General features: G+C 68.4%; 13 protein-coding genes. 7 read left to right on the top strand and 6 right to left on the bottom strand.

Annotation, left to right across the window (positions count from 1 at the left end; all coding sequences use genetic code 11):
• Nucleotides 1-131: 131 nt before the first annotated feature.
• Both ASD21_RS14725 and ASD21_RS14720 read left to right on the top strand, forming a co-directional pair.
• On the top strand, nucleotides 132-2,531 hold the full coding sequence (locus ASD21_RS14725) for a TonB-dependent siderophore receptor (protein ID WP_056442620.1): 2,400 nt from the start codon (nucleotides 132-134) through the stop codon (nucleotides 2,529-2,531).
• Nucleotides 2,531-3,796: an MFS transporter gene (locus ASD21_RS14720; protein ID WP_056442617.1), complete on the top strand. Its 1,266-nt coding sequence runs from the start codon at nucleotides 2,531-2,533 to the stop codon at nucleotides 3,794-3,796. Before ASD21_RS14725 ends, ASD21_RS14720 begins: the two co-directional genes overlap by 1 nt.
• A 72-nt stretch (nucleotides 3,797-3,868) precedes the next feature.
• On the opposite strand, the gene ASD21_RS14715 is transcribed toward ASD21_RS14720, so the two are convergent.
• A complete protein-coding gene (locus ASD21_RS14715) occupies nucleotides 3,869-4,585 on the bottom strand; it encodes a TorF family putative porin (RefSeq protein ID WP_056442615.1) in 717 nt (238 codons plus the stop codon).
• 255 nt (nucleotides 4,586-4,840) lie between these two features.
• Complete coding sequence (locus ASD21_RS14710; protein WP_162250239.1) at nucleotides 4,841-5,665, bottom strand: SDR family NAD(P)-dependent oxidoreductase; 825 nt, start codon at nucleotides 5,663-5,665, stop codon at nucleotides 4,841-4,843.
• Nucleotides 5,666-5,735: 70 nt separating this feature from the next.
• On the opposite strand from ASD21_RS14710, the gene queF reads away from it, so the two are divergent.
• Nucleotides 5,736-6,191, top strand: coding sequence for a preQ(1) synthase (gene queF, locus ASD21_RS14705; RefSeq protein ID WP_029907399.1), 456 nt, complete (start codon nucleotides 5,736-5,738; stop codon nucleotides 6,189-6,191).
• Between the two features lie 65 nt (nucleotides 6,192-6,256).
• On the opposite strand, the gene ASD21_RS14700 is transcribed toward queF, so the two are convergent.
• Entirely contained in the window at nucleotides 6,257-9,064 is a 2,808-nt protein-coding gene (locus tag ASD21_RS14700; RefSeq protein ID WP_235524893.1) for a TonB-dependent receptor, read from the bottom strand.
• A 328-nt stretch (nucleotides 9,065-9,392) separates the two neighbouring features.
• The gene (locus tag ASD21_RS14695) at nucleotides 9,393-10,010 is read right to left on the bottom strand and encodes a nitroreductase family protein (protein WP_056443170.1); all 618 of its coding nucleotides are present in this window, start codon (nucleotides 10,008-10,010) and stop codon (nucleotides 9,393-9,395) included.
• A gap of 160 nt (nucleotides 10,011-10,170) precedes the next feature.
• On the opposite strand from ASD21_RS14695, the gene ASD21_RS14690 reads away from it, so the two are divergent.
• The 3 genes from ASD21_RS14690 to ASD21_RS14680 all read left to right on the top strand — a co-directional run bounded on the left by ASD21_RS14690 (nucleotide 10,171) and on the right by ASD21_RS14680 (nucleotide 12,294).
• Nucleotides 10,171-10,779: an NUDIX domain-containing protein gene (locus ASD21_RS14690; protein ID WP_056442607.1), complete on the top strand. Its 609-nt coding sequence runs from the start codon at nucleotides 10,171-10,173 to the stop codon at nucleotides 10,777-10,779.
• Between the two features lie 111 nt (nucleotides 10,780-10,890).
• A complete protein-coding gene (cysE, locus tag ASD21_RS14685) occupies nucleotides 10,891-11,721 on the top strand; it encodes a serine O-acetyltransferase (RefSeq protein ID WP_056442604.1) in 831 nt (276 codons plus the stop codon).
• 75 nt (nucleotides 11,722-11,796) lie between these two features.
• A complete protein-coding gene (locus ASD21_RS14680; protein ID WP_056442600.1) occupies nucleotides 11,797-12,294 on the top strand; it encodes an HXXEE domain-containing protein in 498 nt (165 codons plus the stop codon).
• A gap of 72 nt (nucleotides 12,295-12,366) precedes the next feature.
• On the opposite strand, the gene ASD21_RS14675 is transcribed toward ASD21_RS14680, so the two are convergent.
• Complete coding sequence (locus tag ASD21_RS14675) at nucleotides 12,367-13,281, bottom strand: hypothetical protein (protein ID WP_056442597.1); 915 nt, start codon at nucleotides 13,279-13,281, stop codon at nucleotides 12,367-12,369.
• A gap of 186 nt (nucleotides 13,282-13,467) precedes the next feature.
• Here ASD21_RS14675 and ASD21_RS14670 point away from each other — a divergent pair, with 186 nt between their 5' ends.
• A complete protein-coding gene (locus ASD21_RS14670) occupies nucleotides 13,468-14,016 on the top strand; it encodes a PAS domain-containing protein (protein ID WP_056442595.1) in 549 nt (182 codons plus the stop codon).
• Nucleotides 14,017-14,129: 113 nt separating this feature from the next.
• Here ASD21_RS14670 and ASD21_RS14665 read toward each other — a convergent pair whose 3' ends face one another.
• The gene (locus ASD21_RS14665) at nucleotides 14,130-15,794 is read right to left on the bottom strand and encodes a choline dehydrogenase (protein WP_056442592.1); all 1,665 of its coding nucleotides are present in this window, start codon (nucleotides 15,792-15,794) and stop codon (nucleotides 14,130-14,132) included.
• Between the last annotated feature and the right edge of the window lie 4 nt (nucleotides 15,795-15,798).

The raw sequence follows: 15,798 nt of genomic DNA, 5'->3' as shown, positions 1-15,798 counted from the left end.
TGATTGCTTTCCTAATTGGCGCCTCAATATAATTCCTTCTGAAATGTCACATAACGTTTTGACGAACGTTGCGTAACATCCCATTTGCTAGCTCCACCGCCGCTTCCTCGGCGGGCCTTGGAGCTCCCGCGATGTCGATCCGCGCCTTCCTGCTGGCCTCCGCCATGACCTTCGGCGTCCTGACGCCGGGGCAGGCCCTGGCCGAGGATACGCCCCAGGCCGACGCCGTCGACGAAGTGATCGTCCTGGCGCGCGATAAGGCCGGCCTGCTTGAAAAGCAGCCGAGCACCACGGTGTTCGGCCTGGAAAAGTCGCTGCTGGAGACGCCGCGCTCGGCCAGCTTCGTCAGCGACACCACGCTGCAACGGTTCGGCATCGAGACCATCGACGGCCTGACGGCGGTGTCGCCGGGGACCTACACCGCCAGCTTCTACGGCGTGCCCGGCGCGCTCAACATCCGCGGCACCCTGGCCGAGAACTATTTCCGGGGCTTCAAGCGGGTCGAGAACCGCGGCACCTACTCGACCCCGATCGGCGGCGCTGCCCGGATCGAGATCGTGCGCGGACCGCCGACGCCGATCTACGGGGCCGGCAAGGTCGGCGGCATGCTGAACTTCATTCCCAAGTCGGCGCGCGACGAGGGGCGGTTCCTGACCGACCCCAAGGGCGAGATCACCGCCACCTTCGGGGCCTATGACAAGAAGAACGTCACCGGCCAGGTCGCCCTGCCGGTCAAGCTGGGATCGGCCGACGGCGGGGTCTACGCGTATGGCGAGCTGGACGACTCAAAGAGCTTCTATCGGGGCCTGCATCCCAAGCGGCAGCTGGCCGAGGTCTCGGCGGACTTCGACCTAAACAATGGCTGGAGCACCGCTTTCGGCGGCATGGTCTATCACTCGACCGGCGACATTCAGACGGCGGGCTGGAACCGCCTGACCCAGGACCTGATCGATCACCGGACCTACACCACCGGCCGCGACACCACCCTGGTCGACGCCGACGGCAACGGCCGGCTGACCCCGGGCGAGGTGGGCCTCTACCCGTACGGCAGCGCGCTCTACATTCCGTACTACGGCTTCCCCGCCACCGACGCCAACCACACGCTGGACACCGGGGTGGGCACGACCAAGCTCGACCCGCGCACGGTCCATGTCAGCGGCGCCGACTTCTCCAAGACCTGGACCAACACCTTCTATTTCGACCTGGCCAAGCGGTTCGACGACGACAGCCTGCTGAAGCTGCAGCTGTTCTATGACGACCAGGAAAACAAGCGCTTCGTCTCGTACGGCTACCCGGCCTGGTTCGACAGTTCGGTCTGGGAGGCGCGGGCCAGCTACGCCTTCGCCCGCGACTTCGGCGGGGTGGCGACCAAGACCATCGCCGGGGCCAGCTATCGCGCGTTCGACGGCCGCCGGCGCGAGAGCTTCAACAGCGGTATGATCGCCATCGACCGCCGCGACATCAGCCATGGCGCGACGGCCACCGACATCATCGACAGTCCGTTCAGCACCGAGCCGGCCGGGGCCCAAGGGCTGGACTGGGAGAACGACAACAAGAGCACCTGGCGCCAGACGGGCCTGTTCTTCACCAGCGACGTCAAGTTCGGCCAGCGCCTGACCCTGACCCTGGGCGGCCGCTACGACTGGTACGATGTGGCGGCCGAGGACACCGGCTTTCTGCCGTTCACCGTTGCGGGCCGCCAGACCGACGATCGGGGGAAGGCGACCTACAGCGCCAGCCTGACCTACCAGACCCCGCTCGGTCTGATGCCCTATGTCAGCTACGCCAAGGCCTCGGCCCTCGAGGTCAGTCAGGCGGGCGACATCGCCCCGGGCCTGGTCGCCGACGGCTCGTGGCTGTCGAACAGCGACCTGGCCGAGGCGGGGGTGAAGTTCCAGCTGCTGCGCGGGACCCTGGTCGGCTCCCTGGCCGGCTATCGCCAGAACCGCACCCAGCTGTCGGGCCTGACGCCGGTGGTGCAGGGCACGCGGGCCAAGGGCGTGGAGCTGGAGATCCGCTGGCTGGCTTCGGAGCATCTGAGCTTCACGGCCACCGGCAACAGCCAGCACACCACGGTGAAGGGCCCGGACCAGTCGTTCCAGTACATCCCGGCCTATACGGCTGGGGTGTCCGGGGCTCAGGGCTATGGCGGCAGCTATGTGGTCTGGACCTTCAGCAGCCTGCCGGGCCGGGCGGGCGACTACGACTACACCCTGATCCCCAAGTCGGTGGTCAGCCTGTACGGCGCCTACACCAGCGATCCGCACGACTGGGGCTCGGCCGGGGCGACCCTGGGCGTCACGCACGTGACCAAGACCTCGGGCACGGTGCAGCACGCGGTGACCTATCCCGCCTACGCCGTGGTCAACGCTTCGGCCTACATCGCCCGCGGGCCGTACACCGCCGAGCTCAACGTCGATAATCTGTTCGACACGCTCTATTTCACCCCGGACGCCGACACCTATGCCAATCTCGCGGCCTTGCCCGGCAAGGGGCGAGAATGGCGCGTGACCCTGAAGCGGACGTTCTGATGACCGAGCTGTCGATCTCCCGCGCCGCGACCCACTGGCGCCCGTGGCTCCTTGTCGCCGTCTTCAGCCTGCTGCTGTTCCTGATCACGGCGGCGACCTATTCGTCGCTGGGCGTGGTGATCCCGGCCATGGTTCCGGAGCTGGGCTGGAGCTGGGAGCACGCGTTCCTGGGCTTCACGATCCTGGGGGTGTTCACCGGCCTGTCGTCCTGGCTTCCGGCGCTGCTGATCCGCAGGATCGGGGTGCGCGGCGCGATCCTGGTGGGCGTGGCGGTGATGGCGGGGGGGCTGGCCTGCCTGTCGCGGGTTCACGCCCTGCCGATCTATTTCCTGGGCACGGCCCTCTGCGGGATCGGCTTCCAGATGGCGGCCCTGATTCCCGGCACCCACGTGCTGTCGGCGATCTTCAAGGAACGGGCCCTGCCGTTCGGAATCTATTTCACCTTTGGGGCCCTGGGCGGGGTGGCGGGGCCGTGGATGGTGGTCAGCGTTCTTGGCGCCACCCACAACGACTGGCGGCTCTACTGGGCGCTGCAGGCGGCGGTCGTCGGCCTGGTCGGTCTGGCCTGCGCCGTGGCCGTCGGCGGGCCGCGCTGGCTGGAGCAGGCCGGCGCCGCCCTGGACCGGGAGCTGGACGCCGAGGCCAAGGCGGGCAAGACGCCTTCCGGCGTCTATCACACCGATCACGAGTGGAGCGTCCGAGACGCGGTGCGCACGCCGCAGTTCTACGTGCTGCTGGCCGCCTATTTCAGCCACCTGCTGGCGGGCATCAGCGCCGCCAGCCTGACCCAGGCCCACCTGACCCAACTGGGCGTCGCCGGCGCGGTGGCGGCGGGCATGCTCAGCCTGGAGGGCGGGATGCAGGTGGTCGCGCGGCTGGGGGGCGGGGCGATCGGCGACCGGATCGATCCGCGCTGGCTGCTGGTGTTCGCCCAGGGTCTGCTGGTGGTCGGGCTGCTGGCCCTGTCGCGCGCCACGACGCCATGGCTGCTGATGCTGTACGCGGTCGGAGTCGGGGTCGGCTTCGGGCTGACGGTGCTGGCCGTCAGTCTGCTGCTGCTGAACTATTTTGGCCGGCGCAACAATGTCGAGCTGTTCTCCCTGACCTGCCTGGTCGGGGCGGTGTCGGCCGCGGGGCCGTTCATCGGCGGCGCCATCCGCGACCGCGTCGGCTCGTTCACCCCGGCCTTCCTGCTGTTCGCGGCCCTGACGGCGGTGGTGTTCCTGGCGGCGGTGTTCATGCGGCCGCCCGTGAAGGCGCGCTGAGCGGCGCGCAAAAGAAAAGGCCGCCCCGACGAGGTCGGGACGGCCCTTTCCGGTCTTTGGAAGCGCTTAGGCTTAGAACGCGGCCTTCAGGGACACGGTCACGGCCGAGCCGTAGAGGCTCTTGCCGAAGTCGTGGCTGTCGGTGTCCGAGTAGCGCAGGTCGGCGGTCAGGTGGTCGGTGATCGCGGCCGAGACGCCCAGGTTCCAGGTGACGTAGTCGTTTTCCACGCCCGAGAAGTAGCCGTCGGCGTCGACGGTCTGGAAGCCCACGGCGCCGCTCAGGGTCAGCTTTTCGCCGATCGGGGCCGAGCCGTTGGCTTCGACGTAGATGGCTTCACCGCCGTCCGACGGGAACTCCGGCGAATAGTAGCCGGCGACGCCGAACGTGGCGGGACCGAACGCCTTGGAGGCGGCGGCCTTGACTTCGAAGTAGCTGTACGAGCCCGGGATGCCGTTCTTGTCCTTGGTGTAGCCGTAGTAGACCACGCCGAGGTCCAGGTTCACGTCGCCCACGACCGGCTTCACGCCGGCGTAGACGTCGATTTCTTGGTCGGGGTTCGGGGTGCCGAAGTCGACGTTCGAGGTCCAGACGCCCGCATAGCCGATGCCGTAGGTGGCGTCGATGCCGCCGAAGATCTGGCCCTTGTTGTTGGTGTTGCTGATGCCGCGGAAGATGTAGTCGCTGGCCACGCCAACATTGTACGAGAGCTTCAGCTCTTCAGCCATCGCGGCGCCGCTCATGGCGACCGAAGCAGCGGCGGCGACCAGCGCCAGTTTCAGAAACTTCATGTGTTCTATCCCCTTGATTTCGTTTTGCCGACCGAAGGGTGTGGAGCCTTCGACGTCCAGCGACGCCTGCAAGCGTGTTTGGGCACAACAGGAATAGTTGTCGGCTGCGCCCTAGTTGCAATCACAGTGGTCAAATCGCCAGCACAAACGGCGCCCTTGGCACAAAGAATGGGCGAAGTGTGACGATTTTGCTTCAGAAGTGGCGTTGGGCGCCACAGTGTCAAAGGATCGTTTGTTTGAGCTTTACCTGCGGCTTTAGCGCATCGCTAGACTCGCTCCGCCCAAGTGCAGTCCGGCGTCCACCAACAGCGTTTCGCCGGTGATGTGCCGCGAGTCGGGGGAGGCCAGGAACACCGCGGACCCGGCGATGTCCTCGGCGGTCGAGGCGACCTTCAGGGGCGTGGCGGCGGCCGCGCCGGCGCGCAGACGATCGACGCGTTCGGCGTCCATGGCCTTGCCGAACCACGGGGTGTCGATGAATCCCGGGCAGACGGCGTTCACGCGGATCCGCGGCGCCAGGGCCCGGGCCAGCGACAGGGTCATGGTCGTCAGGGCGCCCTTGGAGGCCGCGTAGGGCACCGACGAGCCGTTGCCGACCACGCCGGCGATCGAGGCGGTGTTGACCACGGCGCCCGGCTGGGGCGCGGCCTCCAGCAGGCTGCGGGCGGCGCGCACCATCTGAAAGGCGCCCACCACATTGACCGCGTAGAGCCGCAGGAAGTCCTCGGCGTCGACCGCGTCGAGGTCGGCGTGGTTGGGGGCGAACTTGGTCACCCCCGCATTGTTGAACAGCGCGTCGATTCGGCCCGTGCCGGCCGCCGCCTGGGCGATGCGGCGACAGTCGGCGTCCTGGGCCACGTCGCCTTGGACCAGGACGGCCTTGGAGCCTTCGGCCTCGATCAGCCGCGCGGTCTCCTCGGCCTCCCGCGCGCTGCTGGCGAAGTTGACGACCACCAGGGCCGCGCCGCGCCGCGCGGTCTCCACCGCCATGGCCCGGCCCAGGCCGGTGGAGGCGCCGGTGACCACCACCGTGAAGCCGTCGAAATCGCGTCCGCTCATGGCGTCTTCCTGTCCCAACATCTGTTTGATGCGACGATAGCGACGTCGCGCGCGCTTGTCTCGTCGGGGCGCGGGGCCTAGATGACCGCCCATGACCGAACTTCATGTGACCCAGCTGGGCCAGGTGGTCGAGCCCGCCGCCAGCCCCGACCAGGCCGTTCTTGAGCGCGTGCCCAACCCGCAGAGCGACGTGACCTATCTGGCCCGCTTCGTGGCCCCGGAATTCACCTCGCTGTGCCCGGTGACCGGCCAGCCGGATTTCGCGCACCTGGTGATCGACTACGCGCCCGGCGACTGGCTGATCGAGAGCAAGTCGCTGAAGCTCTATCTGACCAGCTTCCGCAACCACGGCTCGTTCCACGAGGACTGCACGGTCAAGATCGGCCGCAAGATCGTCGAGATCGCCCAGCCGCGCTGGCTGCGGATCGGCGGCTACTGGTATCCGCGCGGCGGCATTCCCATCGACGTGTTCTGGCAGACCGGCCCCGCGCCGGAGGGGTTGTGGGTTCCCGACCAGGGCGTGGCGCCCTATCGCGGCCGGGGCTGATCGCCTCGCGAGCGCTGAAATGACGAGGGGCGCGTCCAGGCGGACGCGCCCCTTTTTCCTTGCGCCTAGCGTGGAGGCGGCGCCGGCGGCGGGGTCGGGACCGCGGGCGGTCGCCGGCCCGGCGGTTGCACGGGGCGCGCCGGGCCGATCAACTTGCGGAAGCTGATCCGCACCGTCCGGCCGATCGGGTCGCGATAGTCGGGCTGATAGGCTTGGGGCGTGAGGCCCAGGCGGTCGTGGACGTCCTGGCGGGTGTCGAACAGGTTCTGGGCCTGGAGCTGCACCCGCGCGCCGCGCAGCCACGGATGGGCCCGCAGCAGGTCGGGTCGCGCCGACAGGTCCGCGAACAGGTTCAGGCTGACGGTCGACAGGTCGCCGAAGAACAGATCCTTGTCCGCGCTCGCGCCGTTGAGGCGATAGCCGCTGCGCCAGCTGCCGTTCAGGAACGCGCCCATGCCGCTTTTGGAGACGCCGGCCTGGAGCTGGACCTCATGCTCGGGGCTCGCGCCCGAGCCGCCGTTCAGGCGATCGATGATCGGCAGGCCGTCGCGGATGGTGATCTCGTCCCGCAGTTTCCAGGTGTGATAGAGCGAGACCTGGAATTGGCCCTGGCCGGGGCGCGGGCCGCGGAAGCCGCCGCCGCCACGGAAGCCGCCGCCGCCGCCGCCTCCACCGCCGCTCGCGCCAGGACCGCCGCCGGGGGGCGGGCCGGGAGGCGGGCCGCCGCCACCGCGGCCTGGGAACTGGAAGCCCCCTGGGCGCGGCTGGCCGAACGGCCGCGACAGGTTGAAGCCCCAGCGAACCTGTTGCTGCTCGGTCTTGGCGTAGTTCACCGGCCGGGAGTCGACGGAGATCAGATTGCCGTCGGCGTCGCGGCGGATCCGGTCGGGGAAGGCCTGCTCGATGTCGGCGGTGATGGCCGGGAAGTTGTTGGTCGAATCGTCGACCCGCGTGGCCGTGTAGTTGGCGTTGATCTGCAGGTTGGTCTTGGCGTCCCTGGGCAAGGGCCTGATGTTGACGCCCAGCCTCACCACCTGCCGGCTGTCGGACAGCAGGTTCGGGTTGCCGCCTTCGATGCGGGTGGCCAGCACGGTCCGATTGTTCTTGAAGTCGAAGATCGAGACGTTCGGCGTCGAGAGGATTGGATCGTTCAACTGCGAGGCGCTGGGGGCGCCCTGGTCGTCGCTGTAGCTGAGGATGAAGCTGACCGGATCGATCGGCGTCCAGTTGGCGCCGGCGCCCAGGGTGGTCAGGCCGCCGAAGTCCGAGACCTCCTCGTACTGGCCGTTGAAGTTGACCGACAGGTCGCCCAGGAACGGCAGCACGCCCTGGGCGCGGTTGGCGATCGGCACGCTGATGCTGGCCTGGAGGTCGCCGCTGGTGCGCGAAATGTCGCGATCGACCACCAAACCCGCGCGGGTGCTCCGCGAGTCCTGGTTCTGGGTGTTGGCGCCGGCCTTGAAGGTGGTCGACACCTTGCCGGCCGGAGCCCGCAGAAGCGTCCCGACCAGGACCACCTCGCCGTTGGCGTTGTTCGAGGTCGAGTGGGCGGTGTCGGGCGAGGTCCGGGCCAGCAGCTGCGACGGGATGTTGCCGAACGGATTGAGCGTCGGGTCGCCGGCCGCGACCCCGGCCGCGAAGGCCGACGCGTCCAGGCCGCGCCCGGTGGTGGTTTCGCTGGTCGAATAGACGTAGCCACCGGTGGCGGTCCAGCGCCAGTCCTTGATCCGGCCGTTGGCCGCCGCCGTGACGGTGGCCTTCTGGGTGTCGACCTTGCGGGTCATCGAGACGTAGTCGTCGGCGTAGCGGAAGAGCTGGACGTCCTGGGTGAACGGCGAGAACGGATTGCCGTCGGGCACGACCACGCGGATGCCGGGCAGGCCCAGATAGCTGAGCGTGCTGGTGTCGTCGAAGCCGCCGGTGATCGTGGCCATCGACGATTTGCCGAGCGGGCGGGTGACCGCGCCGGTCAGGCTGGCGGTGGTGTTCTCCGGCGCCAGGCTGCGCCAGGACGTTAGGTCGTCGACGGCCGGCAATCCGGCGTCGGCGGCGAAATCGGCCAGGCTCGGCGCGCCGAGCGCCGCCGAGGCGGGCACGGGCGTGATGGTGACCGGCGCTCCGACCAGGGCGGTCAGGGCCGGGTCGATCGGCAGGAAACCGGTGAGGGTGCTGTTGGGGTCGTTGGCCGGGGCCCTGAGTCCGGTGACGTTGCCGGTCAGGTCGTAGGGCTGGCCCGACGGCGTCCGCACGATGTCGCGCTCGGTCTCGAACAGCGGCGTGTCGTGCGAGAGCTTGCCGTTGAACAGCCAGCGCTGGTCGCCCTGAACGCGGAAGAGCGTGCTCTGCAGGTCGGCGCTGGTGCGCCCGCCCGCTGTCGCGCCTTTCAGGCCGGCTTCGTTGGTCAGGGCGCGGAAGCGGCGGCGCAGAACGAAGTTCACCACCCGCTGGTCGGCGCGGTAGCCGTAGGTCAGGGACACCGCCTCGGGCAGGATCTCCATGCGCTCGATGGCTTCGGGCGGGATGTCGCGGACTTCCTGAAAGCCCGAGGTGCGGCGACCGTTGATCAGGACCACCGGCTGGCCGTCGCCCCGGCTCGAGCTGGTGCGCAGCTGCGGCTCGAGGAAGGCCATCAGCTCGGAGATGCTGCCGGCGCTGTAGGCGCGGATCTGGGCGGCGTTGAGCGTCAGGTCGGGCTTGACGTCGCCCTCGACCGCGCCGCGCGGCTTGCCGGCCACGACCTCGACCGCATCGACCTCGGCGGCGTACGGGTCGACTTCGGCCCCCGCGGGCTGCTGCGGCGTCTGCTGGACCTGAGCCGCCGGTTGCTGCTGCACGGGCGCGGCTTCGGGCGCGCCTTCGATGGCGGCGGTCATGCCGAGAATTAACAGAGAGAGCGTCATAAACCCCGTCGGCCGAAAAGTTTTGGTCGGCGTGTAGATACGCAGACATGGTCGAGCTTGGCCTTAGGCAACACAAGGCCAGATGACAAGTTGCCGATGCTTAAGGCCGGTTTGATGCAGGACTGTTACATTCGATGTCATGGCTGATGCATGACGAAGCTTGCGCTCAACAAGTCCCACGCCTTGGGACTAAAGACTAGGCCGGTGGCGATTCTGCGGCGTCATCTGTCATTTCGGACGGAAATCGCTCGGACAAAGACGCCGGACCGATGCGGAAACGCAACAGCGCGCGATGGGATGCTCAGTCAGCTGACCATTCGGTGGTGATCGCCGCCACGTCGGGCCGCGCACGCTCCTGCGGAGCCTCGGTCGAGGTTCCCAGATAGAGAAAGCCCGCCACCAGTTCGCCGTCCGCGACGCCGATAATGGCCCTGGCGCGCTGGTCATAGGAATACCAGTCGGTGATCCAGTTGGCGCCCCAGCCCATGGCGGCGGCGGCCAGCAGCATCTGCTGGCAGACGGCGGAGGCGCTCTGGCGTTGCTCCCATTCGGGGATCTCGCCGGGGATGTAGCGCGAGATCACCGCCACGGCGACCGGCGGCCGGGTCAGCTTGCGCAGCGCCGCGTTGGCCTTGACCGGATTGGCCTGGCTGTCGGCCAGGGCGGTGATCTTCTCGGCGAAGGCGTCCTTGGCCGCGCCTCGCAGGATCACGAACCGCCAGGGCGACAGCTTGCCGTGGTCGGGCACCCGGGCGGCCAGGCGCAGCAGATCGGCCAACTGGGCGTCGTCGGGACCCGGCCCGGTCAGGCTCATGGCCGACGCCGAGCGCCGCTTGGCCAGGAAGTCCAGCACCGCCTGCGACGGCTCGATCGGCAGCACTTCGCCAAATTCGGGGGCAGGGGGAACGGAACCGGTCAAGACGCCCTCCAAGAAACAGGCCCGGAGACCGTTCCGGTCTCCAGATTTTTTGTTTGGCGCATTTTCTTCACGCGAACCGGAATCCACTTCGCTCGAAAATGCTCTAGAGCCAGCACACCTATGGCCGAGCCTCGGCCGCCACAAGCCGCAGGCCGCTCGCATGACCGATAAACCGACATGGTTGAAGCCGCACGGGACGCCGTGGCGCGTGACCAGCGAAACGCTCGTCTACGACAATCCCTGGATCACCCTGACCGAATATCAGGCCGTCGCCCCCACCGGCCGGCCGGCGCTCTATGGCAAGGTCGCGTTCAAGAACCGGGCGATCGGGATCGTGCCGCTGCACGCCGACGGCACGGTCACCCTGGTGGGCCAGAACCGCTTTCCGTGCGCCAACTACAGTTGGGAGATCCCCGAAGGCGGCGCGCCGCTGGACGAGGATCCGCTGGACGGCGCCAAGCGCGAATTGGCCGAAGAGGTCGGTCTGGAGGCCGCCGACTGGCGCCTGATCCTGACCATGGAGCTGTCCAACTCGATCACCGACGAGTTCTGCCACGGCTATCTGGCCCTGGACCTGACGTCGACGGCCAAGGCGCCGGACGAGACCGAGGACCTGGCGGCGGTCCGCGTCCCGTTCGGGGAAGCCCTCGACGCGGCGGTGTCCGGCCACATGCCGGACTCTTTGACAGTGGCTTTACTGCTTCGGGTGCACCATATGGCGGTGAAGGGCGAGCTGCCGGCCGACCTGGCGCGACTTGTGCTGGCTTAGGCGCGTTCCTAAATGGCGAACGGTTTCGCGGCTTGGCCGTTGAAATCGAAGAGCGTCTGGAGCATTTCCAAAAAGGATGCTCTATAAGAGGCGTAGGCGAGGGAGATCCCGGTGGCCAAGCATCTAGAGGTCGTGACGCAGGAAGCCACGCCGCCCGTCTGGGCCGCGCTGCGCAATCAGGCCGAACATGCCGCCAAGGCCGAGCCGGCCCTGGCTTCGCTGCTCAACGCCGTGATCCTCAGCCACGACAACCTGGCCGACGCCCTGACCTTCCAGCTGGCGCGCAAGCTGGGCGACCAGGAGATGCGGGCCATGACCGCCCGTGAATTCGCAGCCGACGCCTTTGAAAGCGATCCGTCGCTGGTCGCCGCCGCCGAGGCCGACCTGATGGCGGTGTTCGAGCGCGACCCGGCCACCAAGGGCTATGTCCAGCCGTTCCTGTTCTTCAAGGGCTTCCTGGCCCTGCAGACCCATCGCGTGTCGCACTGGCTGTGGGCCCAGGGCCGCGAGACCCTGGCCTTCTACCTGCAGAGCCGGGCCAGCGAGGTCTTCCAGGTCGACATCAATCCGGCCGCCCGCATCGGCCAGGGCGTGTTCATCGACCACGGCACCGGCATCGTCATCGGCGAGACCGCGGTGGTCGGCGACGACGTCTCGATGCTGCACGGCGTGACCCTGGGCGGCACCGGCGCCGAGCGCGGCGACCGCCACCCCAAGATCGGCCGCGGCGTCCTGCTGGGCGCGGGCTCCAAGGTGTTGGGCAACATCACGATCGGCGACTACGCCAAGATCGCCTCGGGCTCGGTGGTGCTCAAGCCCGTGCCGCCGCACTGCACGGCCGCCGGCGTGCCCGCCCGGATCGTCAATTGTCCCACCTGCGACGAGCCGGCCCGGACGATGGACCATACGCTGGCCGACGTGGTCTATGACTACGTGATCTGATCCTCTCTGCGCGCCGATTTGCCTTCCGGAGACGCCTCGTCTAGAGGCGAACCGTCGTTCCGAGGGGAGGAAGGCATGACGGACACCGTGGCTTCAGCGCGATCGCCGCGCTTTCACCGTCTGATCTGGCTGATGCCGGCGGCCTATGCGCTACATATCGTCGAGGAGCACCGAGGCGGTTTCGCGGCCTGGGTCACGCACGTCGTCGGCGGCGAGATGAACGATCTGGCCTTCGCGCTGAACAACGCCGCCTTCATGGCGATCCTGCTGGCGCTGGTGGTCTGGACCGCCGTCTCCAAGTCCCGGCTGGCGACCTTCCTGCTGATCGTGTGGTCCAGCGGCAACCTGTTCTGGGACGCGCTGTTCCACGTCGTTCTGACCCAGGCCTTGGACCGGTATTCGCCGGGCCTGGTCACGGCGGCCCTGCTGTATGTTCCGATTTCGCTGGTCGTCGCCCAGCTCGCGCTGGGCGAACGCCTGCTGACCCCGCGCCCCTTCCTGGCGGCGACCGCCCTCGGCGCGGGGCTGATGGGCTTGGTGATCTGGTACGGGCTGTTCCACTTCGCCGTCTGACGGCCGTCCCGCCCAGCAAAAAAGGGCCGCTCCCGGAGGAGCGGCCCTTGATCGTCTCCAGGGCGTGGAGGACTAGTACACCACCCCGCCCACGCCGCCGTCGAGGCTGAGGCTCAGGCTGGAGCTCGACTGCTCGCGCACCGTCTCCTCGCGATAGTCGGTGTATTTCTCGGTGGTCAGCATGGTCAGGATCTTCACGCCGGCCCCGTAGCGGCGCAGCAGCGAGCGCTCGTTGCAGTCGCGGGCCGGTTTCTGCGGCCGGCAGGCCACGGTGCCCCCTTGAGCGCCGGGGGCGTAGTAGAGCGCGTCGTTCTTGCCGCAGATATAGGTCTCGCCGGCGAAATTGCTTTCGCTGGAGCCTTCGTAGCCGCCGATCACGTACTGCATGCGCGACCCGGCGATGCAGCGATAGAGCTCGCCGTCGTAGCCGCTGCCGATCTCGCGGTCGGGGGTGACCTGCGAGGCGGGGTGGGGCACGTCGCGGTCGTCGAGACAGACGGCGCGGATGACCACGCGCTTGAACTTGGTGCGGGTGGCTTCGTAGGACGCGCGGCGGCGCGCCTCGCCGCCCTCGACGTTCAGGCCCTGGATGTAGCCGGTCGAGACCGGGCCGGAATAGTAGCCGCCGTGCGTGCCGCCGCCGTAATAGACGGTCGAGCCGGCCGAAGCGCCGGCGCCGGCGCCCGCGCCCGCCCCGGCGCCGGCCACGGCGGTGCTGGTGGCCGAGGCGCTGGCGTTGACGACGACCGAGCCGCCGACATGGATGTTGATGCCGGGCACATAGACGTTGTGGCCGCCGCCGCAGGTGTTGCAGCTGGGCGGGGTGGGCGGACGCGGCGGGGCCGGCGGCGGCGCGCAGCAGGGCGGCGGCGGCGCGCAGCATTGGGCGTAGGCGGCCCCGCCCAGCATCAGCGCGCCCAGTCCTCCAACGAGGCCGGCCGCCAGGCTGATCCACAGCTTGGGCAAGGTCATTTTCGGCGCCTTCATAGGCCTCTTTCCCTTCACGACACGCCGGCGCGTCGCCTGGCCGAAGCCAAGCAAGTTTCACGCCATGGCCGCCGCTCCGCCGGGAAACTGTCCCAGGACGGCACGGTCCAGGGGGTGGCCCGGTTCTCCTTGCAAGCTCGGTGCGGTCGAAAAGGGACCGTGAGTGAGCCCGCGAGGGGAACGACGATGTTCCATCCAAGCACGGAACGGTTGATAGACTATTGGCGTGGCAAGGCCGTCGACGACGGCGTGCCCGCGCGAGCCAGCGTCAATCCGGGTGATTTCCTCGATCTGTTGCCGCAGGTGTTCATCCTTGGACGCGACCCCAAGGGCCGTTATCCGGTGCGGCTGGCCGGCGGCTTCGTCACCGATCTGCACGCCCGCGACCTGCGCGGCGAGGACGCCCTGGGCTTCTGGGCGCTGTCGCATCGCCTGGAGGTCAAGTCGGCCCTGGAGGTCGCGCGCCGCCGGGGCGAGCCCGTCGTGATCACCGCCGACATCCGCTCGATAGGCGCGCCGTCGGTGGGCATGGAGGTGCTGCTGGCTCCGATGGTCGGCGCCGACGGCCAGACCGACCGCTTCCTGGGCCTTTACCAGCCCATCGCCATGATCCAGCGCCTGATGGGCCGGCCAGCCTCGGAGCTGGGCGTCCGCAAGATCCAGTGCCTGGGTCCGGCCAACGAGGAATCGCCGCGGCTGCGGCTGGCGACGCTGCACGGGCGGCTTATCGCCTAGAGAAATTCACGAGCTTTTCCGTACCGGGGGGGACGGAAAGGGCGGCGCGTTGGGGGCGCGCCGTTGATGGGAAGGGGGCGCCGCAGGGCGACCCCTTCCCATTGTCTTTTAGGCTAAGCCGCCGCCGACCGCCCGTCCTCGAACACCGGCACGTCCAGCGCCGGCAAGGTCGCCTTGCCGCGGATCAGGTCCGAGGCGCGTTCGGCGATCATGATGGTCGGGGCGTTGGTGTTGCCGCCGATCAGGGTGGGCATGACCGAGGCGTCGATCACGCGCAGGCCGGCGATCCCCTGCACCCGAAGCTGGTCGTCGACCACCGCCAGCGGATCGCCCGCCGCGCCCATCCGGCAGGTGCCGACCGGGTGGTAGATGGTCTCGGCCTTGGCGCGCACCCAGGCGTCGATGTCGGCGTCGCTCTTGATGTCGGCGCCCGGCGCGTATTCGGCCTCGCGATAGGGATCGAAGGCGGACTGGGCCACCACCTCGCGGGCGATCTTCACGCCCTCGCGGACGGCGCGGCGGTCTTCGTCGGTGGCCAGGTAGTTGGCCAGGATGGTCGGATCGTCGAACGGATCGGCCGAGCGCAGGCCCACCTTGCCCCGGCTCTCCGGACGGAGCTGGCAGACGTGCAGGGTGAAGCCGTCCTTCTCGACCTGGGTCTTGCCGTGGTCCTGCATGATCGCCAGCACGCCGTGGATCTGCAGATCGGGGCGGTCGAGGTCGGGGCGCGACTTGAGGAACGCGCCGCTCTCCAGGAACTGCTGACGGCCCAGGCCCTTGCCCATCAGCATGTAGGACAGGCCCGTGCTCAGCTTCTTCAGGCCCTTGTTGGCCGAATAGGCGGTGACCATGTTCTTGGTCGTCCATGACAGGCAGACGTCCAGGTGGTCCTGCAGATTGGCGCCGACACCCTTGGCCGCGTGGGTCACCGCGATGCCCTGGGCCCGCAGATCATCCGGATCGCCGATCCCCGACAGCTGCAGGATGTGCGGCGACTGCACGGCGCCGGCGCTGAGCAGCACCTCGGCGTCGGCATGGGCGACGAGGCGGTCCGGATTGGCCCCGACCACGTATTCGACGCCGATCGCCTTGCCGTTCTCGATCAGGATGCGGGTGGTGCGGGCCTCGGTCACGCAGGTCAGGTTCGGCCGGGTTAGGGCCGCCGTCAGATAGGCCGCCGCCGCGCTCCAGCGTTTACCGTCGCGGATGGTCAGGTCGTAGGGCCCGAAACCCTCCTGCTGGTAGCCGTTGAAGTCCTTGGTCGTCGCGTGGCCCGCCTGGCGGCCCGCTTCGATCAGGGTCGGATAGAACGGGCTCTTGGACTCGCCGTGCGAGACGTGCAACGGCCCGGACCCGCCGTGATAGGCGTCGCCGCCGCCGTGGTGGGTCTCCGAGCGCTTGAAGTAGGGCAGGACCTCGGCGTAGGACCAGCCCGACAACCCCATCTGCCGCCATTGGTCATAGTCGCGCGCATGGCCGCGGATGTAGATCATGCCGTTGATGGCCGAGCTGCCGCCCAGGCCCTTGCCGCGCGGCCACCACAGCTTGCGGTCGTTCAGATGCGGCTCGGCCTCGGTCCAGAAGCCCCAGTTCTGGTCGCCCTTGGCCTTGATCAGCTCGCCGACCCCGGCCGGCATCTTGACCAGGATCGAGGTGTTCTTGCCGCCCGCCTCCAGCAGCAGGACCTTGACGTTCGAGTCCTCGGTCAGCCGGGCCGCCAGGACGCAGCCGGCCGAGCCGGCGCCGATGATGACGTAGTCGTAGCGCGTGCTGGCCATGGCC

Source organism: Caulobacter sp. Root1455 (assembly GCF_001426905.1).
Taxonomy (GTDB): domain Bacteria; phylum Pseudomonadota; class Alphaproteobacteria; order Caulobacterales; family Caulobacteraceae; genus Caulobacter.
Note: the sequence above shows the minus strand (reverse complement) of the source record. Positions and strands in the feature narration are given on the sequence as shown.

Bases quoted from the DNA above. Each gene is read 5' to 3' on its own strand.
- ASD21_RS14665 (WP_056442592.1), bottom strand. From the start codon at position 15,794: ATGGCCAGCACGCGCTACGACTACGTCATCATCGGCGCCGGCTCGGCC.
- ASD21_RS14720 (WP_056442617.1), top strand. From the start codon at position 2,531: ATGACCGAGCTGTCGATCTCCCGCGCCGCGACCCACTGGCGCCCGTGG.
- ASD21_RS14710 (WP_162250239.1), bottom strand. From the start codon at position 5,665: ATGTTGGGACAGGAAGACGCCATGAGCGGACGCGATTTCGACGGCTTC.
- ASD21_RS14690 (WP_056442607.1), top strand. From the start codon at position 10,171: ATGACCGATAAACCGACATGGTTGAAGCCGCACGGGACGCCGTGGCGC.
- ASD21_RS14725 (WP_056442620.1), top strand. From the start codon at position 132: ATGTCGATCCGCGCCTTCCTGCTGGCCTCCGCCATGACCTTCGGCGTC.
- ASD21_RS14715 (WP_056442615.1), bottom strand. From the start codon at position 4,585: ATGAAGTTTCTGAAACTGGCGCTGGTCGCCGCCGCTGCTTCGGTCGCC.
- ASD21_RS14670 (WP_056442595.1), top strand. From the start codon at position 13,468: ATGTTCCATCCAAGCACGGAACGGTTGATAGACTATTGGCGTGGCAAG.
- queF (WP_029907399.1), top strand. From the start codon at position 5,736: ATGACCGAACTTCATGTGACCCAGCTGGGCCAGGTGGTCGAGCCCGCC.
- ASD21_RS14680 (WP_056442600.1), top strand. From the start codon at position 11,797: ATGACGGACACCGTGGCTTCAGCGCGATCGCCGCGCTTTCACCGTCTG.
- ASD21_RS14675 (WP_056442597.1), bottom strand. From the start codon at position 13,281: ATGAAGGCGCCGAAAATGACCTTGCCCAAGCTGTGGATCAGCCTGGCG.
- ASD21_RS14700 (WP_235524893.1), bottom strand. From the start codon at position 9,064: ATGACCGCCGCCATCGAAGGCGCGCCCGAAGCCGCGCCCGTGCAGCAG.